Origin of the sequence: Lewinella sp. W8, from assembly GCF_004375085.3 — a bacterium.
Taxonomy (GTDB): Bacteria; Bacteroidota; Bacteroidia; order Chitinophagales; family Saprospiraceae; genus Neolewinella.
In genome coordinates this window covers 73672-99481 of sequence record NZ_SNAQ03000016.1, presented here as the reverse complement: position 1 = coordinate 99481, position 25810 = coordinate 73672, and the positions used below count along the sequence as shown (strand labels likewise).

Annotated in this window: 13 protein-coding genes and 2 tRNA genes; 14 read left to right on the top strand and 1 reads right to left on the bottom strand. The window is 57.6% G+C overall.

All coding sequences use genetic code 11. The features are described 5' to 3' along the window. The first annotated feature begins 612 nt into the window (after positions 1 to 612). The 13 genes from E1J53_RS17265 (at position 613) to E1J53_RS17205 (ending at position 23054) form a co-directional block, all read left to right on the top strand. Positions 613 to 8442, top strand: coding sequence for a Kazal-type serine protease inhibitor domain-containing protein (locus tag E1J53_RS17265; protein ID WP_173021542.1), 7830 nt, complete (start codon positions 613 to 615; stop codon positions 8440 to 8442). A 214-nt stretch (positions 8443 to 8656) separates the two neighbouring features. Then, positions 8657 to 9745: a magnesium/cobalt transporter CorA gene (gene corA, locus E1J53_RS17260; RefSeq protein ID WP_134271233.1), complete on the top strand. Its 1089-nt coding sequence runs from the start codon at positions 8657 to 8659 to the stop codon at positions 9743 to 9745. A 112-nt stretch (positions 9746 to 9857) separates the two neighbouring features. Further along, positions 9858 to 10793 (top strand): hypothetical protein, encoded by a 936-nt coding sequence (locus E1J53_RS17255; protein ID WP_134271232.1) that lies wholly within the window; start codon positions 9858 to 9860, stop codon positions 10791 to 10793. A 184-nt stretch (positions 10794 to 10977) separates the two neighbouring features. After that, positions 10978 to 11934: an acetyl-CoA carboxylase carboxyltransferase subunit alpha gene (locus tag E1J53_RS17250; RefSeq protein WP_134271231.1), complete on the top strand. Its 957-nt coding sequence runs from the start codon at positions 10978 to 10980 to the stop codon at positions 11932 to 11934. 5 nt (positions 11935 to 11939) lie between these two features. Continuing rightward, entirely contained in the window at positions 11940 to 12497 is a 558-nt protein-coding gene (locus tag E1J53_RS17245) for a hypothetical protein (protein ID WP_134271230.1), read from the top strand. Beyond that, on the top strand, positions 12478 to 13383 hold the full coding sequence (dapA, locus tag E1J53_RS17240) for a 4-hydroxy-tetrahydrodipicolinate synthase (protein ID WP_134271229.1): 906 nt from the start codon (positions 12478 to 12480) through the stop codon (positions 13381 to 13383). Before E1J53_RS17245 ends, dapA begins: the two co-directional genes overlap by 20 nt. 206 nt (positions 13384 to 13589) lie before the next feature. Then, positions 13590 to 16127: an AsmA-like C-terminal region-containing protein gene (locus E1J53_RS17235; RefSeq protein WP_134271228.1), complete on the top strand. Its 2538-nt coding sequence runs from the start codon at positions 13590 to 13592 to the stop codon at positions 16125 to 16127. 149 nt (positions 16128 to 16276) lie between these two features. Beyond that, positions 16277 to 18055: a gliding motility-associated C-terminal domain-containing protein gene (locus E1J53_RS24710; protein ID WP_134271227.1), complete on the top strand. Its 1779-nt coding sequence runs from the start codon at positions 16277 to 16279 to the stop codon at positions 18053 to 18055. A 109-nt stretch (positions 18056 to 18164) separates the two neighbouring features. Further along, positions 18165 to 18235: transfer RNA gene (locus E1J53_RS17225), tRNA-Cys, on the top strand. Between the two features lie 175 nt (positions 18236 to 18410). Next, positions 18411 to 20627 (top strand): 30S ribosomal protein S1, encoded by a 2217-nt coding sequence (gene rpsA / locus E1J53_RS17220; protein WP_154640229.1) that lies wholly within the window; start codon positions 18411 to 18413, stop codon positions 20625 to 20627. A gap of 618 nt (positions 20628 to 21245) precedes the next feature. After that, positions 21246 to 22181 carry a GYDIA family GHMP kinase gene (locus tag E1J53_RS17215; protein ID WP_134271226.1) on the top strand — a complete coding sequence of 312 codons (936 nt, stop codon included), beginning with the start codon at positions 21246 to 21248 and terminating at the stop codon, positions 22179 to 22181. A gap of 5 nt (positions 22182 to 22186) precedes the next feature. Next, the gene (locus E1J53_RS17210; RefSeq protein WP_134271225.1) at positions 22187 to 22918 is read left to right on the top strand and encodes a ferredoxin--NADP reductase; all 732 of its coding nucleotides are present in this window, start codon (positions 22187 to 22189) and stop codon (positions 22916 to 22918) included. A 60-nt stretch (positions 22919 to 22978) separates the two neighbouring features. Next, a tRNA-Ile gene (locus E1J53_RS17205) sits at positions 22979 to 23054 on the top strand. A gap of 121 nt (positions 23055 to 23175) precedes the next feature. Here E1J53_RS17205 and E1J53_RS17200 read toward each other — a convergent pair. Beyond that, positions 23176 to 24105: a DUF4412 domain-containing protein gene (locus tag E1J53_RS17200; protein WP_134271224.1), complete on the bottom strand. Its 930-nt coding sequence runs from the start codon at positions 24103 to 24105 to the stop codon at positions 23176 to 23178. Positions 24106 to 24525: 420 nt separating this feature from the next. Between E1J53_RS17200 and E1J53_RS17195 the strand changes: the two genes are divergently transcribed. Beyond that, positions 24526 to 25782, top strand: a complete 1257-nt coding sequence (locus E1J53_RS17195; RefSeq protein ID WP_134271223.1) for a dipeptidase — start codon at positions 24526 to 24528, stop codon at positions 25780 to 25782. Positions 25783 to 25810 lie beyond the last annotated feature (28 nt).

Genomic DNA, 25810 nt, shown 5'->3' with positions numbered 1-25810 from the left:
GCACCTCCGTGCTCTGCCCCGCCCTCATCAGGGCGAATGAGGTCGATCTCCCCTGGGAAGTTTTTCGGCGCCCGGAGGGTTTACGCGACTAGCCCCCGGCAACGGTCCCGAGTTTTGCTTCGCAGCTCCCTTCGGTGGTCGCTAAGCGCGTCGGGATCGCTGATTGTCTGACAATGCCGCGGCGTGCTTGTGCGACTAGCCTTTGGCAACGGCGTGCAGGTGCAACGCTTATTCCGGAGGCCAGGTAGTGGGATTGCGGGTGGCTGCCCGGTCGGGGGGCGGCTCCCGAATTAAAGACCGAAGCGTTTTTCCGGGAAACGGTAGGGAAAACTTTACGTAAGGTAGATTTCGGGAAGATTATGCCTCGCCCTCCCTCAGAAGCCCTTATCTTTAGGTCTGACTTTTGTTTACTGACTTCGTGACTAAATACGGAGCATTCCGTCCCATCGAGGGATTTTTTTTGTCGTTATGCGGCGCATAGCTGGACCGAACATCACACGCTTACCTCTCGTATTGAAAAAGGCAACCTAAAAGCAACTTGGCCGGGGAAATCCGTAACGGATGGACGCGCCAACGGATATACCCGTACCACACATCCCATCAACTGACACTATGCAAAGCAAGTTTACGTCTGGTTTCCTCTTTGCGCTATTAACGCTCACCTCCATAACCCTTTCCGCCCAGGATTCTGTAATCTGGCCCGGAGACATTAGCGATAACGGCAGCATCGATGGTATTGATTTATTGTATTGGGCGCACGCCTACGGCGCGCGGGGAGAAAAGCGCCCCGGAGCCTCCATTCAGTGGACCGCCCAGCCCATGGGATCCCCCTGGACGGATAATTATCCGGGCGACCACAATTTTGCCTACGGTGATATTGATGGTGACGGAACGGTCTCGGCCGCTGACCTAATTGGGCTCGTTGCCAACCAAGACCGCACCCGCGCTGGCGCCCAACCTGATCACATCTATCAGCTCCCCGACTCTTCGGGTAATCACGCTGCCACCCTCAGCCTCAACCCCGCCGGTATTCAGCTCACGGCCAGCGGTAATGAGCTCCTGCTGGACGTGGACATTGCCGGACGGGAATCCGAGGACTTTGCCTTCTTCCACGGCATCAGCTTTCACGCCAGTTTCTCTGCGGGTCTGCTGTCCGACTTCAGCACCGAAGCCCGCCGGATGGCCAAGGGCCCCAGTCAAAATGCTGCTGGCATCCTGGAGTGGCTGCGTATCGACAGCAGCGCCCAGCAGATGGACGTCACGATTACGGCCTACAATCACGAAAACCGGGTGCTGCTCGCTCCCATCTCCAGAATTCGCCTTCCGTTACCGGACAACCTGGACCTCAGCTCCCTGAACAATGCCTTCATTACCATTGACAGTCTGGTTCTTTATGACGCTGCCATGAACAGTTATCGGGTGGCCACCACCACGGTTGACTTATCCTCTGATGCGTCCTGTTCCTTCTCCGTCAGTCCTGTGTGTGGCATTGACGGAAATACCTACCTGAACAGCTGCTTTGCGGAAGCTGCGGGCGTCACCTCCTACACGGCGGGGGCCTGCTGGCACCCCGGACTGGACCCGGCTACCATGGACCCGGGAGCCAACTGCCCGGACGCCTACGCTCCGGTGTGCGGGTTCAACGGAGTGACCTACGCTAATGCGTGCGCGGCCGAGGCCGCGGGCGTCACCATGTATACCCCCGGGATCTGTAATCCCGAAGACCGTAGCTGCTACGACCCGAACCTCATCGTCGTCAGCAGTGGTACCAGCCTGAACCTCGCCAACGGCCAGATCAGCTTTCAGTGTACGGAGCAATACGACCCGGTTTGCGGTTGCGACGGCGCCACCTACGCCAATGCCTGTGCGGCCGAGGCCGCGGGGGTTCGGTCCTACACGGCTGGGGGCTGTAACACCGGCTGTATTGACCCGGGAGCCATCACGGACACCGACGATTGTGGTACCGAAACCAACTTTGTTTGTGGTTGTAACGGAACGACCTACATCAACGCCTGCTACGCGGATGCGGCCGGAGTGCAGTCATACACCACCGGTCCGTGTAACGGCTCCTCCGACTGGTGTGAGGAAGCCACCATCATTCATTGCGGTGACTATCTCCCCCACGAAACCACCGTTGGCGCCGGCAACCAGATCACCAGTTACCCCGGAGGCACCAGTGTGCAAATGCTGGGCCCCGACCGGGTATACACCTTCCAAAAAACCTCTGCCGGTGACCTCCAGATTGGCCTGGAAATCATGACGCCCGGACTGGACATGGATATTTTCCTGCTATCCGGAGATTGTAACAACTATCAGGTACTTGGCGCCAGTACGACCTCCAATACCCAGACCAACAATGAGGGCATTGTACTCGAAGATGCCCCCAACGGCACCTACTACATCGTGGTGGATCAGCAACATCCCGGTCCGGGCGGTAACTACCGCCTGGAGATCAGCTGTGGATACCTGGACTGCAGTGACCGGGTTCCCCTCAGTTGCGGGGTGCCCTACAATGGTAATAATGCCGGAGGGAACGATGACGTAAGCACCTACACCATCGGCAACACCCTTAACGTCGAAAATAACGGACCGGAAATCATTCACACCTTCACGACCACGGAAAGTGGACCGGTCAACATCCTGCTCAGTGGTCTTTCGGCCAACCTGGAGCTGTTCCTGCTGAGTGAATGTGACCGGGGCAGCGGGCTGGCCTACAGCCAAAACCCCGGAACCCAGGCCGAACAAATTTCCAAGGTACTACCCGCCGGAACCTACTTCGTGGTGGTTGACGGCTATAACGGAGCCATCTCCGACTACACACTCACGGTAGATTGTTCTTCCGACTGCCAGCTGAGCTACCAGGAAATCAGCAATACCGGCACGGGTTGCGGACAGACCTCCGGTAGCTATCAATTCCAGGTGTTTGGTGGCCACCCCAGTTACACGGCCCATTACGTAGGCCCGGTTTGCCGGAGTGCCATTAGCCATAACGGCGTATTCAATTTCACCCACCTTCCTCCCGGCACCTATACGGTTTACGTGGAGGACTGTAACGGCTGTCAACTGGAGTTTCAGTTTACGATCAGCGCCGGGACGGGAGGCCTCTCCGGTCATCTGGACCCCACCGACGCGGGTTGCGGCGTGGAGGGCCGGATTGGTGTTACCCTCAATGGTGGCACGGCTCCCTTCACGGTTTACCTAAGTGGAGCCGCCAACGCAACGCTGACCACCAGTCAAACCAGCTTTGGCATTGCTCCCCTGCCGGCCGGCACCTATACGGTCACCATTGTCGACGCCAACGGTTGCACCTTTACGGATCATGCTACCGTGGGGCAAGCCGGCGGCAACCTCGACGTGGAAGTGTGGGCAGAACCCGCGGGTTGTGACGGTAGCCTGGGAGAAATTGTGGTCCGTAATGACCACGGCGCCCTTCCTTTCCACGTGCAATTGTCTGGTCCTGTTTCCGGTTCCACGACCGTGAATGGCTATAATTTCCGGATTCGGAACCTGTTGCCCGGTGCTTACGTCTTCACCCTCACCGACGCACTCGGGTGTACCTTCCAGGAGCACGTGCTGGTGCCCGATGCCGGACTCGAAGCCCAGGTATCCACTACGCCCGCCAACTGCTCTTCTCCCGGTGCTGCCCGGGTGAACATCAGCAACGGCACGCCGCCCTATACCATCAATTACTTCGGCCCGCAATCGGGTACGGTAAATACTTCGGAGGCCATCACCGTCCTGAACGGATTGCCCGCCGGAAGCTATACCTTCTCAATTTGGGATGCGGCGGGATGCGACCGTTCCATTACTGCCTTTGTGGAAGACAACGGTGGAGCACTAGACTTTTCGATCAACCAAAGTCAGGTTGCCTGCGGGGACAATCCCTCCACCCTGAGTTTCATCATCAGCGGAGGCACCCCCAACTACACCATTACCTATACCGGAACGGTAGACGGTAGCATTGTTGTCGGAGGTAACGGTACCGGCACCATTGACCTGCCCCCGGGCAGCTACACCTTTACCGCCACGGACTTTAGTGGATGTTCATCGACTTACAGCACCACCATTAACGGCGGACTCGTGGAGGCTAACGTCCACAGCTACCTCTTCGCCAACGATTGTGACCAACTGGACAACATCCGCACGGACATCTCCGGTAGCACGGGCCCCTACACCGTCGAGGTTACGGCAAGCTGTCCTGGCCAAAACCGCAGCTTCTCCTCCATCGACGCGACCTTCGATCTCCTGAACCTACCCAACTGCACCTACACCATTGCCGTTACCGACGCCAATGGATGTACCGTCACGACCTCCGTTACGGTCAACGTCGATCCCGACGCCGGCCTGCTGGTCCTGACCCCGAGAAACGGTGCCTGCGACGGCTTGGGCAGGATTGACCTGGAGGTAACGGGGGGAGACGACCCCTACTTCATTAACTGGACGGGCCCCATCTCCGGAAGTGTAAACCTGGCCGCCCAGACCTACAGTGTACTGGATGCACCGGCGGGCACCTATACCTTTACCCTGACCAACGCCGACGGGTGTGAAGACACCCAAACGGTTACCCTCAACAATGGAGGAAACCTGGAAATCATTTCCAGCCTGGTCACCGATGACTGTGGAGCACCGGACCAAATCTGGAACGACATCGAGGGTGGCATCGGCCCCTACACGGTGGAAGTCATCAGACTGTGTGACAATGAAGAAATTGACGTGGAGGTCATCAATGCCGGCTTCGAAATTTTTGACGTCATTCCCTGTGATTACAAAATCATCGTAACCGATGCCTCGGGATGTATGACCATGGAAACGGTTACCGTCTACCCCTACCAGCTGTTTAACGCCATTCCCGCCGACGGAATCTGCGGACAAGACGGCAGCATCCGGGTATTTGTCATGAACAGCACGGCCGAAGGCCCCTACGACATCACCTACTCCGGACCGGTAAACGGGCAAGTTACCGACCAGGACGGTGACTACACCATCATGCCCCTGCCCGCCGGCACCTATACAATTACGGTAACGGACGTCAACGGATGTACCGAAACGGAAGTGGTTACGGTTAATGATCTCCCCAGTGATCTGGATCTGAGCACGGCACTGATCAATAATGAATGCGGCCAGTACAATCAACTCTGGAACGACATTTCCGGTGGGGTTGGTCCGTACACCGTGGAAGTCATCCGGCTTTGTGACAATACAGTCGATACGGTTTTCACCATTGAGGGTATCGAATTCGAATTATTCGACCTGGAGGAATGTGAATACAAGGTGATCGTCACCGACGCACAGGGGTGCATGGTGATGACCACAACTACCGTAGAAGGTGGTGACCCCAACCTGGTCAACGTCACTCCCGTTAGTGGTCCCTGTGGGGAAGACGGGCGCATTGACCTGAACTTCATCCGGGGCACTCCTCCCTTTGAAGTAGTCTACACCGGCCCGATTTCCGGCAACAACACCGTTAATGGCACCCAGCTGTCCATTAACGACGCTCCGCCGGGAACCTACACCCTGGTGATTACGGACGCCAACGACTGTACCGAGACGGAAACCGTCGTACTGGAAGAAACCACCAACGATCTGGAACTGAGTGCAGCCCTGATCTACAATGAATGTGGCCAGTACAACCAGATCTGGATCGATATTTTTAACGGTACGGGTCCCTACGCCATTGAAGTCATCCGACTTTGTGACGGAACCACCCTGATGGATTTCGTTACGGGAGACGTGGGCTTCGAGCTCTTTGACCTGCCCCCCTGCGACTACAAAATCATCGTAACCGATGCGGCCGGCTGTATGGTGATGGACACGGTAACCGTATTCCCCGCTCCGGTTGACCTGTACGACCTGACCGCCATCTCCGGAGAATGTAACGAGCTGGGCAGCTTCACGGTGGACATTCTGCGCGGAACGCCCCCCTTCACCATTGTGTACAACGGCCCCGTTTCCGACAGCATCGTGACCACGGACACCACCTACTTCCGGGACAACCTGCCCAGCGGAGACTACACGGTATTCCTGAGTGACAGTCTGGGTTGCATCGAAACCAACCAGTTCACCATCAACAATACGACTACGGACCTGGACCTGGTGACTTCACTGATCTTTAACGACTGTAACCAGCTCAACCAACTGTGGAATGACATTAACGGTGGAGTCCCTCCCTTCCTGGTGGAGGTTTTCCGCTTATGCGATGACGTCGTGGATACCACCTTCACGACCACCGAAAGAGAGTTTGAACTCTTCGACCGGATGCCCTGCGAATACAAAATCAAGGTCACCGATGCTACGGGATGCATGGACATGGAAAACATCGTCGTCCAGCCCACCAATGCAGACCTCTTTGACCTCCGTATTGACAACAGCTGCGACAGCAGCGGCTTTTACGTCGATTTTATTGCCGGGGCCCCTCCCTACCGGGTGGTCGTCTCCGGTCCGATTCAGGAGCAATTCCTCGACGTTACGGAAGACCTGTACATCCCCGCTCCCCCGGGAGATTACATGCTCCGTGCCTGGAGTAGCGATGGGTGTAACGAGATGACGTTCCGGGGGCTCGTCGGCGGTGGAACGGGTGACCTGCCCGAGATCAATTTCTCCTACGAAGCTGATGGCCTGGCGCTGCTGCTGGAGAACAACAGCTCTCCGGGCAACTACAGCTGGGACTTCGGCGACGGCAACACTTCCGAGGAAGAAGAACCCATTCACGTGTACGACAATTCCGGCACCTATAACGTCTGCCTGACGGCCGAGAACGACTGTGGCCCGCTGACCGTTTGCCGGGAAATTCAAATCAGTGACGCGGGCAGTCTTCAGCTCATCATCGGCGGGGGCAGTGGCTCCGTGGGTAATTCGGTAAGCATTCCCGTGGCGCTGCAGGGAGCAGATAATCTCGCTACCATTGCCGGTACCTTTAGCCTGGAATTACCCGATCTGGCAACGATCACCGGCGTGACTGCCGGCGCCATTTTACCTCAGTACAACCCCGACAACCAGAGCTTCACCTTTGTGGCTGGCGACGCCGAAGGCATTGACCTCCACGACAACGTTACCGTGCTGTTCTTCATTCAACTTGATTTAGGCACGACCCTGGGCACTTCCGAAATTCTGCTGGCGGATGCCCCGGTCAGTCTGGAGATCAGCTCCGTGACCGACGGCGTTCCGGTGCTGCGCGCCGTGAACTACCTGCCCGGATTCGTTACCGTAACGGAAAACAGCCTGGGAATCATCAGCTCCATGGCCTACACCATGGATGACGAGGTGATCGAGAATACCGAATTCCAACTCTCGGAGCCCGGTGGGACCTACGTGGCGACCCTCCCCGAGAACGAGGTAGGTATTCCCACTACGCTGACTGGCCTTGGCCTGGACCGGATGTACTACATCGAACCCGTCCGGGAAGGTGATCCGCGCAATGGGTTGTCCACCTTCGAAATCTTTTTGGGGCAGCGGTACCTGCTGGGATACGATGTACCCCAGATTTACCACCCCATGCAGGTGGTGGGGCTGGACGTTAACTGCAGCCAGAGCTTCAGCAACCTGGACCTCTTCCTGCTCCAGCGCCTCCTGATCGGGGACCTGACGGAAATCCCCGGCTGTCAGCCATGGGCCTTCGTCCCCCAATCGCATGAATTCCCCCAGGACTGGGATCGCAGCAACGTCTTCCCCGCCCCACGGCGGGCAGAATTTGTGCTGGAGGGAGATACGATGGTGATGTTCACCGGTATCAAAACCGGCGACATCCTGGCCGACGCCGACGTGGGTCGTGCTTCCGGCACGCTTCCCCTGCGTTACGAGCTGCCCCGCTCCGTCAACCGTGGTGAAGCCTTTGACCTCTTCCTCCACCTGGAGACCGCCGCCGACCTCGTGTCGCTGCAGGGCCAACTCGCCATTGCTCCGGGATATGAGCTCGTGGAAGTTGAGGGCATTGCCCTGGAAGAACCGCAATTTGGCCAGGATCGGACCGGCGACCTGATGGTAAGCTGGTTCAGTTCGGAGGGTACGCCCCGTCTCCTTAGGCCGGAAACCCCCGTCCTGCGCCTGCGCCTCCGCGCTCTGCGGGCCAGTCGCAACCCGTCTGAAGTAATCACCTTCCGCCAGGGCGGGCTTTCCGCCGAAGCTTACGACGGACAGTACCGACCACTGACTCCGGAATTAACGGAGATTCGTACGCCGGACGCGCTTGCATTCCGGGTGTATCCGGCGCAGCCCAATCCCGCGAAAGAATTCGTTGACCTCCGGTTCGACCTGCCCACCGAAAGTGCCGTTAACCTCCGGTTACTGGACGCGCTTGGCCGACCGGTCATGGAGCGGCGGCAGATGTTCTCCGCGGGAGCACACCAGATCCGGCTCGATCTCCTGGGCCTGCCGAACGGCGCCTACCACTACCTGATCTCCGCTGACCGGGAAAGCGTGAGTGGCAAACTGGTGATCAGCCGGTAATTCCCGCCGATTCCTACCAGAAAGAAGCACCGGGTATGCAGCGCATATCCGGTGCTTTTTATATTGTGGACCACGGCCGGCCGGATTTTACGCTGCACCTGCGCTCGCGCCCCGGCATCTATCCGCCACTCCGTGGGCAAATTTCCGTGGCCTTCCGCTACAAAATATTTTCCCGCTCGGCTCCCGGGCCCCTCCTCGTCCAAAACCCAAACTTATGCGCATCACCAAAATTCTTCGGTCTCAGGGAGAAAGACAATTGCTTCCCCGGAAGGCCAGCGGGGCCCCTCCGGGAAGTCTGATTTACACCGGCAAACAGGAGGTGGAGCAGGTGCACGTTCACCTGAGTGAATACGAGTTCGACTACTTCAACTCTCAGATGGTAGCCGACGCCATTCCACCGATAGATGACATTGAGGATAACATTACCTGGTACGACGTCCGGGGCCTTCACCGGGTGGACATCATCGAGGAACTGGGCAAGAAGTACAACATCCACCCCCTGGCGATGGAAGACATTCTGGACGTGCAGCAACGCCCTAAATTGGAGGTCTACGAGGATGGGGTGCTGATGCAGCTGAAGGCCTTCCTTTTCCGGCCGGAAACCCGTGACCTGGAGGTAGAGCAAGTGTCCATTTACCTCACGAAAGGAGTGGTGCTCACCTTTCAGGAAGACAGCGACGACCTTTTTGCGGAGGTACGCAGGCGACTGGAAACGGCGGGCGGCAGAATCCGCAAACGTCCCGCCGACTACCTGGCCTACGCCCTGGTGGACAACATTGCCGACCGCTACTTTACCGTGCTGGACAGCGTGGAGAGTAGTCTGGACCAACTGGAAGGGACCATCCTCACCGAGCCCCAGCCGGCAACCAAGCGGCAACTTCACGACCTGCGGCTGGCGATGCTCGCCATGCGCAAAAACATCAGTCCGCTGCGGGAAATGGTGCAGCAGTTTGCCCAGTCCGATCATCACCTGATTTCCGAGGAAACGCAGCTGTACGCCCGGGACCTCAAGGACCACATCATCCAAATTTCCGACCTGGTCGAAACCTACCGGGACGTAACCAATGGCCTGTATGACCTGTACGTAAGTGAGATCAGCTTTCGGATGAACAGCGTAATGCAGACCCTGACGGTAGTGTCGACCATTTTTATCCCCCTGGGCTTCCTGACCGGCGTTTACGGCATGAATTTCGTGCGCATCCCCGAATTGGAATACCGCTACGGTTACTTCGTTCTCTGGGGCTTCATGTCCCTGATCATTTTCGGCATGCTTTACTGGTTCCGCCGACGTAAATGGCTGTAGGGCGGAACGCAATTTTTTTGGCGGAGCAGGTGCCGGAATTTTGCCAAAAAGCAGCGTGCAGTACAAGGATTGCGAGCAATTCCCGTTCTTTGCAGCGTAAATCAAACCAACGATGAACAAACGCACGCTCACCGCCATCGCCATTATCCTGGGTCTTCTCTTCCTGGGATCTCTATTCTGGGGCCTCAGTAACAACAGTAAGCTTACCGAAGCCAACGCCCAGATGAGCGAGGAGGTCGATCAACTTTCCCTCCTTCGGGACAAGCTTACCCGGGAGGTAGACAGCCTCGGCACCGCCTACGAAGCGGCGGCGGCGGACAACGTCGAACTACAGGGGCAGCTGGCCGAAGCACAGGACCAGGCTAAACGCGCCCTCTACGATATGCGGCAGGCGCAAAAGTCACGCAGAAACGACAACGAGGTCGCCTACCAGATGCGGGTGCAGATTGAGGACCTGATCCAAACCCGGGCGACCCTGGAGCGGAGCATCAGTGAACTCAGGGCCGAAAACGATCAGCTGCGCAAGGACAACGTGACCCTGCGCCGCGACCTCAGCGAAGCCAAGACCCAGGCCTACAACTTTGAAAAGAAGGCCGATAACCTGGAGACCATGACCAAAAGCATGGAGGCCGAAATCGAACGCATGACCCTGGGCGCCTTTAAGGCGACCGCCATTCAGGTGGATATGTTCCGGGGCAACAAGGGAACGAAAGTAACCTCCGACGCCAGTCGGGTGAAGCGCATGAACGTCAGTTTTGACCTCGTGGACGTTCCCAGTGAATTCCTGGGCGTCCGCCCGATCTACCTCGTCCTGACCGACCAGTCCGGCACCCCCGTTGTTTCCCAGAACCCGGTCAGGGCCAAGGTCATCGTCAACGGCGCGGAAATGGATTTGATCGCACTGGAGGGCCGCGACGTTAACGTGGAGCGCACCCAGCGCATCAGCTTTACGCACGAATTGGACGTCAAATTAGCCGCCGGATTCTACCGGGCCCAGATCTTCACCGACCTGGGGCTCCTGGGGTCCGCCAACGTACAACTGCGATAGGACTCCCTGGCGGGGAATGCTTTTTTTCCGCACGGCCGGAGAGATGATTATCTCTGTGTAGCCGCACACCTACCCACATTTCTTAAGTTTCGGCAGTGTAAAAACTGTAGCAACTGGCGTGAATAACACTTTTTCAGGCCATTTGCCACTACCTTTGCACTCCTGATCAAAACCAAAAGTCACGATGGTATTTCTCGAATTTGAGAAACCCCTAGAAAAACTTTACGAGCAACTGGAGAAGCTTCAGCAGTTAGAAGAGGATGGGGTGGTAGACATGAAAGATACCATCCAGGACCTCGAGGCACGTATAAAACAGACACGACGGGACATCTACAACAACCTCACGGGGTGGCAGAAAGTACAGCTCTCCCGTCATCCCGAGCGTCCGTATACACTGTTCTACATTGAGCAGATGTGCCGTAAGTTTGTCGAATTGCACGGAGACCGCTACTACGGTGACGACAAGGCCATCGTCGGCGGCATTGGCAACATGGACGGCCAGACCGTCGTCATTCTCGGTCATCAGAAGGGCGTCAACACCAAAATGCGGCAGTACCGCAATTTCGGCATGGCGAACCCCGAAGGTTACCGTAAGGCGCTGCGGCTGATGAAACTGGCCGAGCGCTTCGGATTTCCGGTCGTTTGCCTGATCGACACGCCGGGGGCCTACCCCGGCATTGAGGCGGAGGAACGGGGGCAGGCCGAGGCCATCGCCCGTAACCTCTTCGAGATGGCGCAGCTGCGGGTGCCCATCATCTGTGCGGTCATCGGAGAAGGTGCGAGTGGCGGAGCCATCGGCATTGGCCTGGGCGACCACGTCATGATGCTGGAAAACACCTGGTATTCCGTGATCTCTCCGGAAAGCTGTAGTAGTATTTTGTGGCGTAGCTGGGATTATAAAGAGCAGGCCGCCGACGCGCTGAAACTCACCGCCGACGACATGGCCGAGTTTGGCATTATTGACGAAATCGTCAAAGAACCGCAGGGAGGAGCGCACGCCAATCCCGAAGACATGGCCAAGACGCTCAAGCGGCAACTGAAAAAGGCCATTGCCAGCCTTCAGGACCAGGACATCGACAAGGTAATCGAAAACCGCATTGCTAAATATGCCTCCATCGGGCAGGTAGCCAACGCGGACTAGGCGCCATGTCTTTTCTGAACGACATAAAGGACAAACTCTTCCTCCGCCGATTCAACCGGGACGCCGGTGAGAGTAAACAGCCGTCTTCCGCCGGGCAACCGCCCCACCCGGAGCGGGCCCACCGTATCGCCATTGTATTTCCGTCGGATACCTCGGAGTTCCGCAAGGACGTCGACAAATGGCGCGACCGGACCAAAAGCCCGAAGCGGAAAATTGAAGTCCTTGGCTTTTTCCAGCAGGACGTTGGTGGAGCCAGTTTTGACTTCAATGCCCTCAGCGTTAAGGACCTGAACTGGTACGGAATTCCCCAGGGGGATTCCGTAAAGGCTTTCCTGGATCAGTCCGTGGATATCCTGATCCGCCTCGGCCCGTCTTCCCATCCCGTGTTAGACTACCTGGCGGCGATCAAGCCCGCCGGCCTTAAAGTCGGCCCGATCGCCAACGGCCCCTACCCCAATCCATACCATTTACAATTCGATGCCAGTGAACAGGAACGTCCGCGGGACCAACTGATGGCCATCGAACGCATTTTCAGTTTTACGAATGCACCAGCAACTTCCTAGATTCAGCGGTACCGGCGTGGCACTGATCACGCCCTTTAAGGCCGACTTCACCGTGGATTATCCCGCCCTGGGTAACATCATTGACTACGTCATTGAGGGAGGGGTAGACTACGTGGTTTGCCTGGGCACCACCGGCGAAGCCATTACCCTCAGCGCCGAGGAGTGCCGCACGATCCTGGATTTCACCATCCGGAAAGTAGACGAACGCGTGCCGGTAGTGGCGGGGTTCTTCGGGGGGAACTACACGGATAAGCTCATCCGGGGCATCAAAAATTACAATTTCGACGGGGTGGCGGGCATCATGTCCAGCAGTCCGGCCTACAGCAAGCCCCCGCAGGAAGGCATATACCAGCACTTCATGCGGGTGGCGGACGCCAGTCCGCTGCCGGTGATCATTTACAATGTTCCCGGCCGCACCAGCAGCAATGTCCTGCCCGAAACCATCCTCCGCCTGGCGGAGGCCTCCGAAAATTTTGTCGCCGTTAAGGAAGCCAGTGGCCGCCTCCCGCAGGCGGTAGAAATCCTCAAGCACCGTCCGGAACGCTTCGGGGTACTGTCGGGGGAAGACCCCCTGACGGCCGCCATGATCGCCATGGGCGCCCATGGAGGTATCAGCGTAATCGCCAACGCGATGCCGCGGCACTTTAGCGAAATGATCAACGCTGCGCTCCGCAGCGACTTTGTGCGCGCCCGCCAGCTCAACTTCGATTTGCTGGACATCCACCCCCTCCTGTACGTGGAGGGCAATCCCGTGGGCATCAAGGCGGCCATGTCCATGCTGGGCCTTTGCGGTAACTACCTTCGGGTTCCCCTTGTTCCCCTGACGGAACCCCGGCGCGAGAAGCTGAGAAAATTAATGAGCCTGGTCCCCGATTTTGCCCTCTAGCCGGCTGATCACGGCCCCTTTGGGCTCCCGTCGGCACCCGCCCGCCGGGGCCACAGAAAATAAAAGGATCGGTTCGAGTGCACATCCTCCCCAACGGAGCGTTCCAAGGAAAACGACGCATATCCTTTCCGTAAATCCCGGATTGATCGGGTAATACGGACAGGGGTATTATCGTATTTTACCCATCCCCTCGAACTCCTTTTGCTATGCGCTACGCCAAAATCGCGGGAATTGTCCTGCTCCTCCTGGTCGTTCTTCCCTTACTGGTCGTTCAGTTTCTCGGCGGGTCCATCGCCCGGGGCGTGGTGAATTCGCTCAATAAGCGATTCCCCACCGAAATCCAGATCGACCGCTACGACATCGGATTGCTGGGCTCCTTTCCGAACCTGTCGGTAGACCTGGAGGGCGTTGAGGTGGAGGGAAGCGACGGCAGCGAATTGCTGCAGGCCGCCCACGTTCGCTGCCTGCTGGATCTCGGCAGCCTTTTCGGCAAAATCAGGGTCGAGGAAGTCGTCATCGAAGAAGGCAGTCTGCAGCTTTTTGTCGACGTCGACGGCAACGGCAACTATCAGATCATGGGCTACACCAGCGTGGGGGATGCCGCCCGGGCCGAAGAAGAAACCGATGCGGGGACGGAATTTGCCATCGCCGGAGCGCAGCTGTACAACGTCGACGTGGTTTATCAGGACGACCAGCTCAATACCGACGCCTTCTTTACCGTGGAGGAAGCAACCTTCAACGGCGACTTCGGATCGGACCTGTACCTTCTCACCACCGAAGCGACGCTGGACGTCAAATACATCGATCAGGACGGACAGCGGTACCTAGACCAACAGCGACTAAGCCTGGAAGCCGACACCAAGGTCAACAACGTGGACGGCAGCTACGTTTTTGCCCCCCTGAAGTGCGAGGCCGGTGACCTGGCCTTTTCCGTCGTCGGAACGCTCTCCCCCACCGAGGACGGCCTGGATATGGACCTACGGGTGGAAAGTGAGTCCGGAAATCTTGATGACGTACTCGCCCTGATTCCGCCGGCCTACGCCGGCAATTTCGAGGAACTGGAAACCCGCGGACAACTCAGCCTGGCCGGAACCATTACGGGTGCCTGGACCAACACCCGCTACCCCCGCATGAACGGAACCCTGAACTTCACGGACGGCAGGCTGGGCAGTCCGCGGATGAACCTTGGCGCCAAAGACCTCAACCTCCGGGCCAGCTTTTCCTACGCCGAAGGGCGGCAGCTCCAGACCTTCGCCATTGAAGAACTCACCGGGGTGTTTAAACGACAGCCCTTTACCCTGTCCCTCTACGTGGAAGATCTGGAAGACCCCAGGGTGCGCTTTACCGCCGACGGCAGTATCCCCCTGACGGCCATCACTGCCTTCATGGATCGGGAAAGCATCACGGATAGTGACGGCTTCGTGCGGATTGAAAACCTGCGCATCGAAGGGCGCTACGAGGACATGCTGCGCCCCCGGCGCATGGGATCCGTCTCCGCCGGCGGAAAGCTCTCTTTCGACGACGGGGAATTGACCATCAACGAAAGAGACCTCTACTTCCCCGGAGGAAGTCTGGAATTGAAGGATAACGAAATGGTGCTGGACAACTTTCTCTTCGAGGCCCCGGGTACCGAAATTGCCATTACCGGACAGGCGAAAAACCTGATTCCGGTCCTCTTTGCGGATTCCCTGAACTCCCAGGACGCGGAACTGGAATTTGAGGCCACCCTCACCGGTTCGTCCGTCGACATTGACGAATTGCTGGCCCTGGCCGGCCCCACCGACACGGAGCGGGAAGAAGCCGAGGCTTCCGGCACGACGGACAGTCTCCTGGCCAAAAGCATGGAGCGCCGTGCCACCATTACGGACCTGCTACGGGGGCGGTTTGAGGCGGAAGTAGACGCCTGGAACTACGCCGAGATTGAGGGTGAAGACTTCATCGGTCAGCTGATCTTCACTCCCCGGCAGCTCGACGTCCGGGGCATCACCCAGGCCATGGACGGAGAACTGAAATTGGACGGAGAGGTCTACTTCCAGGAAGTACAGTGGGTGGAGGGCCGCATTCGGGCCACGGGTATTGACGTGGAGAAATTCTTCCGGCAATCCGAAAACTTCGGGCAGGAGGTGATCACTGCCGACAACCTGGAAGGAGACATGGACGCAAGGCTCTACATTGAAGCCTACTTCGACGAAACCGGTGCCCTGGACTACGACAAACTGAAGGTGCTGGCGGGTATCGGCATCGAAGAAGGCGAGCTGAAGGACTTTGAGATGCTGGAGCAATTTGCCTTCGCCCTCAAGGCTGGCGACCTGGAACGGGTTCGGTTTACGCGACTCGAAAACTTCTTTGAAATCGTGGACCAGACCATTTACATTCCGGCCATGTTCATCCAGTCCAGTGCCATCAACCTGGAGATCAGTGGAAGTCACACCTTCAACAACTACCTGGATTACTACGTGAAGGTCAACGCCGGGCAGGTAGTCGCCAATAAGATCGGACGGCACGACGGCGACCTGGAAATTTTGCGCGCCCGCCGGAATGGCTTTTTCAACGTCTACTACACGATCACGGGCCCCCTGGAAACTTTCGTCACCGACAGCAACAAGCGGGCGGTTAAGGATGATTTCCGGCGCAGTGCTTACCGGAAACAGCGGGTGCAGGAAACGCTTGAACAAATGTTCTCGGAGCCCATTCAGTTGCTGGAAGACCTGGAAGCGACCGCCGACGCCGAAGAGGAGCAATAATGTAGCGGATTAACGTACGGAGGCACAACGGTTGGCCGTTATAGGTGTTCCACCTTAAAGTAACGTATGGTCGGGGTTCCCCGAAGACCCTCCCCGGTCCGGCCCTACGTTAGCGTCATCCCAGTGCATAATCTCCGAAACGTTTACCGGTGCAAAAGCTATTCATCAGCCTGATCGCATTATTTGGCCTCCTCGGAACGAGTATCCCCCTGAGTGCCCAGATACCCGCTCCGGACTTTCTCTGCACCCAGGCAGACGCCGGAGACGACGTGCTGAACTGGAACAATACTACGAGCAACTGCGGAGCCTTTGAGGCCATTGAAATCTTCCGCGCGGACACCCCCAACGGCCCCTTTACGTTGTTGGCGACCCTGACCGACCCCAACGCGGTGAACTACCGCGACGCCAACCCCGGAGGCCTGCTACGGTATTATTATCTCCGCTACCGCTACGATTGTCCGGGCGTCACCGTGGAGAACAGTGATACCCTGAACAACCGCATTCCCCTACCCCCCAGCATCAATTTCCTGAGCGTGGAGGCGGGAGGAATTCTCATGGACTGGGACGCCTCCCCTTCTCCGGAAGTGAATGCCTACATCATATTCGAGGTGACGCCTTCTTCCGTTACGCCCATTGATACCGTCTTTAACGCGACCAATTTTCTGATTCCGATCAATCCGGGCGATCCCCCGGCCGAGGAGCGGACCTTCCGGCTCGTGGCCCTTGACCCCTGCGGCAACGACAGTCCCCAGGGGGAGATCGTCAGCCCGGTCGGTCTGAGTGCCATGGGGGGCACGGGCTGTGAGAGTACGGTTACCCTTACCGTCGATCAGGCGTCCCTGGCGCAGTACGATCCGGCCTCGGCCCTGGAGCTTTTTGTATCGGTCAATGGAGGGCCCTTTAGTGCTGCGGGCACCTTCCCGCCCAACGCCACCACCGTAGACTACCAGAGTGCCAACGACGGGGAAAATCTTTGCTTCTACCTCACGGCCAATCAGGCCGTGGGTGGAGAAAGGGCCCGGACGGTCGAGGCCTGCACGACGGTTGCCATCGATCAGCCCGCCCGCCCCTTTGAGCTGTACGGCATTGAAGCGCAACCCACGGGTGGCCTTACGCTATACTTTCAGGACGATCAGGTGCAACCCACCAATGCGGAGGCGGAACTGCTGATTACGGAACCCAACGGGCAAACCTCGGCGCTCCTCCTGACCGGTTCCCTCTTCGGGACCGGCGGACGGGTGACCGTGGACCCGGCTCCGGCCTATTCCGACGAAGCAACCTTTCGGCTGCGGATCCTGGACAATTGTGGCCGGGAGGAAATCACCAATCCCGTTCGGCTCGTCTTTTTGCGGGGCCGGGAAGTATTTCCGGGCCAGAATTTACTGACGTGGAGCCCGCTACCCAATGAACTGGACGGAACGGTGACGTATGACCTATTCCGGGCGGAAGGTGATCCGGGCGCGGGCGCAGGTGCCATGTTCATTCCCCTCATCACCGGCCTCACGGCCAGTGATTACAGCGATGATTTTCTGTCTGGCGGGAATCAACTTTGTTACCAGCTGCGGATCAATTACCAGCCAACGGGAACGGGTCCGGTGCCTACGGTCAGCTTCTTATCCAACGTGGTTTGCGTCAGCCCGGATCCCTCGGTCTACCTCCCCAACGCCTTTAGCCCCAACGCCCAGCGGGCCGAGAACACGGTATTTCTGCCACAGTTCTCCTCCCCGCCCGAAACGGCCGGTTACGAACTGCTCATTTACGATCGGTGGGGAGGGCTGGTCTTCTTCACCCAGAACCCCGCGGAGGGGTGGAACGGCGAACACAACGGCCAGCTTGCTTCTTCCGGCACCTACCTGTTCGTTTTGCGTTATGTACTGAGCGACGGTCGGGAACGGGAGACCGGCGGAACGATAAATTTAATCCGGTAAGCAGGCACGCAACCTTTGGGTATGACTAAACGTTAACTGCGTGCGTCAATAAAAAACGGGGCAAAGTGTTGCGTATCGCAAAACTCCGTCCTACTTTTGCGCACCCGCTGGTTGGGTGGCCGAGTGGCTAGGCTCAGGTCTGCAAAACCTGCTACGGCGGTTCGAATCCGCTCCCAACCTCACTGAAGACCCGATACGGACGCCCGTATCGGGTTTTTCTTTTCTAAAAATTTCTCTGCACAAGAATAAAAAAAGCCGTACCTTTGCGCGGCTTTAGCCGCACCGTCGGCGAAAGTGGGGAAAGGCTGCCCCCGAAGCAGCTTGGTTAATTAACCTTTTAAAATTTATCATCCCTATGATGCAGGATGATGACAAGGATAAGACCATCGAAGGTCAATCCGAAGAAACTCCGGCGACCGACGCTACGCCAGAGACTCCCGAAACTGACAATGAGGAAACCGTACTCGAAGCCGCTGCCGAAAAAGCAGGTGAGGTAGTCGGTGCCGTAACCGAAGCCGCCGAAGCTGCCGCCGAAAAGGTGGAAGAGGTCGTTGAGGAGGTAACCGAAGCCGCTGCTGAAGTAGTGGAAGAAGTTACCGAGGCCGTTACCGACTCCAGTGACGACGCTGACGAAGACGACAGCGACGAAGAGGAGGAGGAAGAAGAAGTAAAATCTACCGCGAAAGTAATCCGTAAGGATGCCTCCAAAGTAGAAGTTGCTCTGACCGAAGAAGTCAAGGAAGAAGGTGTTGAAATCGAAGAAGAAGACACCAGCGGTGCTACCGGTTCTGCCCATGACGACTTCAACTGGGACATGACGGCAAAGTCCGACAGCCGTTACTCCGCCGAAGAACGTGCGGCCCTGGAGAAGCAGTACGCTGACTCCATGACCAACATTCAGGAAGCTGAGATCATGTCCGCCAAGGTGTCCAGCATCGTGGACGGCGACGTAATCCTCGACCTGAACTACAAGAGCGACGGTCTGCTGCCCCTTTCAGAATTCCGCGACCAGGAGCTGGAAGTTGGCGACACCGTTGAAGTGTACGTTGAGCAGCAGGAAGACGAAAAAGGTCAGCTCGTACTGAGCCGCCGCAAGGCCAAGCTCCTCCGCGCCTGGGATCGTATCCGCGATTCTTACGCCAACGGTACCGTGATCACCGGTAAGGTAATCAGCAAGACCAAGGGTGGTCTGATCGCCGACTGTGGCGGACTGGAAACCTTCCTTCCCGGTTCACAGATCGACATCAAGCCCATCGTGGACTACGATGCCTACGTGGGTAAGACCATGGAATTCAAGGTCGTCAAGATCAACGAGACGATCAAGAACGCCGTTGTTTCGCACAAAGCGCTCATCGAGAGCGACCTGGCCGAGCAGCGGGAAGCCATCATCGCCAGCCTCGAGCGGGGTCAGGTACTGGAAGGTATCGTCAAGAACATCACCGATTTCGGTGCGTTCCTCGACCTTGGTGGCGTAGACGGTCTGCTTTACATTACCGACATCAGCTGGGGACGGATCAACCACCCCTCCGACGTGCTCGAGCTTAACCAGAAGGTTAACGTTGCCGTACTTGACTTCGACGAGAACAAGAAGCGGATCAGCCTTGGCCTTAAGCAGCTTCAGCCCCACCCATGGGAGGTGCTGGACGAAGGCATCACCGAAGGCAGCGAGATCGAGGGTAAAGTGGTCAACATTGAAGACTACGGTGCCTTCCTCGAAATCCAGCCCGGTGTTGAAGGTCTGGTACACGTAAGCGAAGTAAGCTGGAGCAACCAGCCCATCAACGCCCGTGAGTACTTCCAGGTCGGCGAGACCAAGAAGGCCAAAGTGGTTACCATCGACCGCGAGGACCGCAAGATGTCGCTCTCCATCAAGCAGCTGCAAGCTGACCCCTGGAGCAAGATCGAATCCCTCTTCCCGCTGGAGAGCCGTCACACCGGAAAGGTCAAGAACCTTACTCCCTACGGCGTATTCGTTGAGCTGGACGAAGGAATCGGTGGCATGATTCACATCAGCGACCTTTCCTGGACCAAGCGCTTCGGGCACCCCTCTGAGTTTACCAAAGTTGGTGCCAACATCGACGTGGTGGTACTCGACGTAGACGAGGAGAACCGCAAGATGTCACTCGGCCACAAGCAACTGGAAGAGAACCCCTGGGATACCTTCGAAACGGTATTCCCCGAGGGCAGCTACCACGAAGCAACCGTACTCCGCAAAGACGACCGTGGCGCCATCGTACAGATGCCCTACGGACTGGAAGCTTACGCTCCCATCAAGTTGATGCGTAAGGAAGACGGTACGATCGCTGAGGTAGACGAAACGCTGACGGTGAAGGTGATCGAGTTTGATCGCGACGCCAAGCGTCTCACGGTCAGCCACAGCCGCTACGTTAACGACATCCGCCGCGAAGCCAAAGATCAGGTACAGCGCGAGCGTCGTGAAGAGCGTGAAACTACCCGCAAGGCCATCCAGAAAACCTCCGCGAGCATCGAACGCTCTACGCTGGGTGATCTGTCTGCCTTCGAGCAGCTCCGCGAGCAGCTTAGCGGTAACGAAGACGACGACAAAGAGTAGGCCCCCTACTCTTTCTCTAAAGACAGGCCGTTCTCCCTCCCGGGAGGACGGCCTTTTTTTGTCGGCATTTCACGTCGGCCCTGCTCGCCGGAAACTTTTGCTCCCCGGCACGGTTTAGCGCCAGGCTGTTTCGTGAATTAATCAATTGGCCATCAAACGCCTGATTTTTTTAGTAGCGGCAGAAAATTTTCTGCCGCTACGGTTTTCCGCGATTCTGCGGGAATCGCTTGATGGAACCGAACGGAACCGTCTATTTTTAGAGCATGTTTGAACTTCAGTGAATGAACTCCATTTAGCGGTGGTTGGGTTGGAAATATCCTAACCCCGGCTCAGTCTAGGGCACCGGTGTTTACGCCTTACCGGCACCAAAAAATGCTCCAATCTGACCAGAAGACCAAAATTCAAAAAAGCGCTTAGCTATTCCAGCGGGAAAGGATTAATGGCAAAAGGCCCGCCGGTTGTACCTTGGCGTGACGCCACGGAGATTCATCAACGGCGTTGCGGACCAGATTCTGGGGATTGTCCGGTTGGCGCTTAAGGGTTTATCCAGGCAACCCGAAATGAGTGCCGCCAGCTCCGACCACCCGTTATTTAATTACTTCAAGCGCGCCCCATCCGATGTCGCAGCCCGATTTCCATCATTACGCCCACGGCAAACTACTCCTGACTGGCGAGTACTTCATTCTGGACGGCGTCCCTGGTCTGGCCGTGCCCACCAGTCGGGGGCAGCACTTCCGTTTGTGGAAGGGGGCTGCCACGGAAGGAATGCTGCGGTGGCGGGCCTTCGACTCCGCGGGCCAGGCCTGGCTAGACACCGTAATCTCGCCAAACCAGTGGATGCCCGGGGTGGAAATTGACCCCGGATTTCCGCACGCCCTTACCCTCAAAGCCCTGCAAAGGGCGGAGCAACTACGGGCCGGGGCGACTACGGTACTGAACGGAGCCCGGGTAGAAACCCGGCTGGAATTTAACCGTCATTGGGGCCTGGGCAGCAGCTCTACCCTGATTGCGGCCCTGGCGGAATTATTTGACCTCGACCCTTACTCACTCCTGGAGGGCAGCTTCGGGGGCAGCGGCTACGACCTGGCCTGCGCCCGGGCCGAGGGTCCCATTATTTTTTCCCGCTCGGCGGGCTCCGTGGTGGTGGAGCCCCAGCAGTGGTCTCCGGACTGGCTGCAACGCACTTGCTTCGTTTACCGCAATCAGAAACAGGACAGTCGGGAGGGCATCCGGGCCTACCGGGCCGCCTCCATCCGGGAGGAAGATCGCCGGCGCATCGGGGAGATTACCCGGGCGCTCCTGCAAGAAGGATTGTACCTGCGCGCCGCCGCCCAACTGCTGCAAGAGCACGAGACCATTGTGGCCCGGACCCTGCAGCTGCCCACCCTGCAGGAAGCGCTGTTCGCGGACTTCCCGGGGCAACTGAAGAGCCTCGGGGCCTGGGGAGGAGATTTTTTCTGGGCACTGAGTGAGGAAAATCACGAGAAAGTGGCCGCCTACTTCAACGACCGGGGCTTCTCCACGGTTATCCCCTATAATCAAATGGTGCTGTAGACTAGATGCCCAAATGGAAAGAAGCGGTGATTCGCCGCATTACCCAACGGAGCCCCAACGTGCGTAGTTTCTGGCTTGAGCTTCCCGACCGGGAGGAACTGAACTATCGTCCGGGGCAATTCCTCACCCTCGATCTGCCGATCAGTGACCGCCGGCGCGAACGCTGGCGCAGTTACTCCATTGCCGACGCCCCCGACGGAACCAACCAGGCCGAACTCTGCATCGTCAGGTTGCCCGACGGCCGGGGCACGACCTACCTTTTTGAGGGCGCGGAGGTCGGCTCCACGGTGCTGACCAAGGAGCCCGGAGGGGTGTTCACCCTGCCCGAACGCCCCCTGGACTTTAGCGTAGTGATGATCTGCACGGGCACCGGCGTGGCGCCCTTCCGCGCCATGTTACAGGAGAGATTAGCCCGGGAGAAGAATGATTTCCACCTCATTTTCGGCTGCCGGACGGCCGAAGACATCCTCTACCGGGAGGAATTTGAGGCCATGGCCGAGCAGTACCCCAATTTCCGCTACACCGTTTGCCTGAGCCGGGAGGATCCTCCCGCGGATGGTGCGCTGGAAGCGCACCGGGGCTACGTGCACCAGGTCTATCGGGAGCAGTATGCGGACGTAAACGACGACATCCGTTTTTACCTCTGCGGGTGGAGCCAGATGGTGGACGAGGCGAAAGCCAACCTCCTGGAGATGGGCTATGACGAGCAACAAATTATTCTGGAGCTTTACGGATGATCCAGACCGCAACTTTCTACCCCACTGATTACCTTTGTGGGTAGACAGTTCGTCTATCCCGGGCCCATAGCTCAGCGGTTAGAGCAGCGGACTCATAATCCGTTGGTCGTAGGTTCAAATCCTACTGGGCCCACCAGCAAGCAGCGCCCCGTTTCCCTTCGGAACGGGGCGCTGTTGCGTTAAAAAAGTCACCCGTCGCAGCATAGCTCTGCGACGGGCACTCTAGAGATTCAGGGATTATTTTCGTTTGTATTTCCTTAGAAGCCCATGTCCTGGACTTCCACGCCCGTCAGGTCGAGCACTTTCTTGTCCATTTTATCGGCGCCGATTTTGATGTCGGTGAAGGTCATGATGAAGGTGGTCTTTCCGTCCGTGGTGGTGCTTTCGATGGGGAAGCCCTCGTAGGCCGCCGCAAACTTCTCGGGGCTGGGCAAATTGTTTTTGCCCGCTCCGGCCATGTTGGCAAAGTTGGAGAAGACGTCCTGGGCGTTCATCCCGACATCCTTCGTGATCCAGGAAGTGGTCGTGGTGCCTTCCTCCAGGTCCTTTACGATGTACTTTTCGCAGTTGTAGCCGTTGATCACTTTCCGCTCGCCGGTGGCGGTGATGCTGAAGCGTTCCTCCATGTCTTCCATGTCCCAAAGACGCGACTTATTCAGTTTGGGAACCCGCATCCGGAAGGCGGATTGCTCACCTTTTTTATCGGTGGTTACCAGGGTGGTTTTTCCGGTCTGGGTGTTGAAGATCATGCGGGAAGTAGCCTCGCTGGCCTGGTCAGAGGCCATTTCCAGCCCGAAAAGTTCTTCCGTGACGGCCATCCGCATGGTGGCCGTAGATTCTTTGCCGTTCTTCTTGATCTCCTTGGTGGTGATCAGCAAGCTGAAGGGCGTGGGATTGGTAAACGGTTCCCATTCTCCCTGCTCAAAAGCAGTAGTAGAAGATTGTGGTGCGGGGGCTTCCTGGGTGAACGGCTGGTCGGCGGGAGCCTCTTCGGTATTCTTTTTACGCTTCTTTTTGAACAGGCCACCGATGGCGTTCACGGCACCATCTACGGCCCGGTCTACCTGGCGGTCGACGTGACTGTTGGCCCGGTGTTCGGCCCGGTTTTTCACCCGCTCGCTGGTTTGGGCGGTCAGGGTGAGGCAGCAGATGGCCAGGGCCAGGGAAAAGAGAAGACGAAGTTTCATGATGATAGCATTGTTGGTTGAGAGCCCCGCCGGGGTACCTGGCGGGTGGTTACGCTGCTTTATGCAGCGACGGGAAGAGGCGTTACACCCTCCCCGAAATTTTTTCTTCTTTTTGGCGCAAGCGCGGGTGCCGTGTCAATTGGTAGGAGCAAGGAATCCGCAGGACACTCAAAGGAAGCGCCCGACTTCGTAAGGTCGGCATGCTTCGAGGTCCGGGTAACTTTCTTTTCCCTTAGCCTTAGCGACCGGCTTGCGGGAGCAAGCCGGGTCCGAAGCCCTTCCTCATTCTCCCTTCCTAGCCTCCGCCTCCTCCTTAGCCTTAGCCTTCTCCTCCTGAATCCTAAAGCCTTAAGCCTAAAGCCTCAGTCCTGCACCCCCGTTCTTCCCCACTTCCTTAGCTTTACGCACAAAAGCACATCTATGTATCGCTCAATTTGCCTGCTGCTGCTCGCCAGCTTATTATTTGCCTGTTCCGGCGAAGCCCCGGAGGTCAAGGACCCCTCCACCATGACCGAGGAAGAACTGCGGCAACACGCCGACAGCCTGGCTCACGCCTACCTGATTACCGACGGACACGTAGACCTTCCCTACCGCCTGAAGGTTAAGAACTTCAAACTCGACAAAGAATATCTGGGGATTCCCATCGAAACGAAGGAGGGAGACTTCGACTACGTCCGCGCCGTAGAGGGCGGACTGGACGCCCCCTTCATGTCCATCTACATCCCCAGTGGCCTGCAGGAAGAAGTTGGGGCTTCGCCCGCACTGGCGGACAGTCTGATCGACATGGTATCCGGCATCGCCTCGGCCCACCCCGACAAATTCCGCATCACGACCAGTCCGGAGCAGATGATCCAGAACTTTAAGGAAGGCGTAATGAGCCTCCCCATGGGCATGGAAAACGGTTCGCCCATTGAAGACCAGATCGAGCGGGTTGCCGAATACCACGCCAAGGGTATTCGCTACATCACCCTCACCCACGCCAAGGATAATCTGATCTGCGACTCCAGCTACGACACCACCCGCACCCACAACGGTCTCAGTGAGTTTGGCCGCGAAGTGGTGAAGGAAATGAACCGCGTGGGGATTATGGTGGACATCAGCCACGTCAGTGACTCCACCTTCTGGCAGGTGATGGAGATGACGGACGTCCCCGTCATCGCCAGCCACTCCTCCGCCCGTAAGTTCACCCCCGGCTTCGAGCGCAACATGAACGACGAAATGATCAAGCGCCTCGGCGAAGAAAATGGCGTGATCCAGATCAACTTCGGATCCACCTTTCTCGACGGAGCCCTGCGCACCCGCCGCGACAGCCTCCGCGGCGTACTGATGGAACGCCTCTCGGAGGCAGGACTGAGCTACACCGATGAAGAAGCCAAACCCATGATTGACGCCTTCGGGGAGGAATTCCCCACCCTCTACGCCGACGTGGAGACCGTTGCCGATCACATTGACCACGTCGTATCGCTGTCCAGCGTTGACAACGTAGGCTTCGGCTCCGACTTTGACGGAGTGGGAGATTCCCTTCCCACGGGACTCAAGGACGTCAGCGACTACCCCAACCTGATTTTCACGCTGCTCCAACGGGGCTATACCGACGAGGACATCGAAAAAATGTGCTCCGGTAACGTCATCCGCGTATGGCGGGCTGTAGAGGCCGCAGCGACCGCCTCCAAATAAACCGTAGCGTTTTCACTTTACTGATCAC

Coding starts and splice junctions, on each gene's coding strand:
- E1J53_RS17210 (WP_134271225.1), top strand. CDS start 22,187: ATGCCCAAATGGAAAGAAGCGGTGATTCGCCGCATTACCCAACGGAGC.
- E1J53_RS17215 (WP_134271226.1), top strand. CDS start 21,246: ATGTCGCAGCCCGATTTCCATCATTACGCCCACGGCAAACTACTCCTG.
- E1J53_RS17245 (WP_134271230.1), top strand. CDS start 11,940: ATGTCTTTTCTGAACGACATAAAGGACAAACTCTTCCTCCGCCGATTC.
- E1J53_RS17200 (WP_134271224.1), bottom strand. CDS start 24,105: ATGAAACTTCGTCTTCTCTTTTCCCTGGCCCTGGCCATCTGCTGCCTC.
- rpsA (WP_154640229.1), top strand. CDS start 18,411: ATGATGCAGGATGATGACAAGGATAAGACCATCGAAGGTCAATCCGAA.
- E1J53_RS17255 (WP_134271232.1), top strand. CDS start 9,858: ATGAACAAACGCACGCTCACCGCCATCGCCATTATCCTGGGTCTTCTC.
- E1J53_RS17235 (WP_134271228.1), top strand. CDS start 13,590: ATGCGCTACGCCAAAATCGCGGGAATTGTCCTGCTCCTCCTGGTCGTT.
- dapA (WP_134271229.1), top strand. CDS start 12,478: ATGCACCAGCAACTTCCTAGATTCAGCGGTACCGGCGTGGCACTGATC.
- E1J53_RS17265 (WP_173021542.1), top strand. CDS start 613: ATGCAAAGCAAGTTTACGTCTGGTTTCCTCTTTGCGCTATTAACGCTC.
- E1J53_RS17195 (WP_134271223.1), top strand. CDS start 24,526: ATGTATCGCTCAATTTGCCTGCTGCTGCTCGCCAGCTTATTATTTGCC.
- E1J53_RS17250 (WP_134271231.1), top strand. CDS start 10,978: ATGGTATTTCTCGAATTTGAGAAACCCCTAGAAAAACTTTACGAGCAA.
- corA (WP_134271233.1), top strand. CDS start 8,657: ATGCGCATCACCAAAATTCTTCGGTCTCAGGGAGAAAGACAATTGCTT.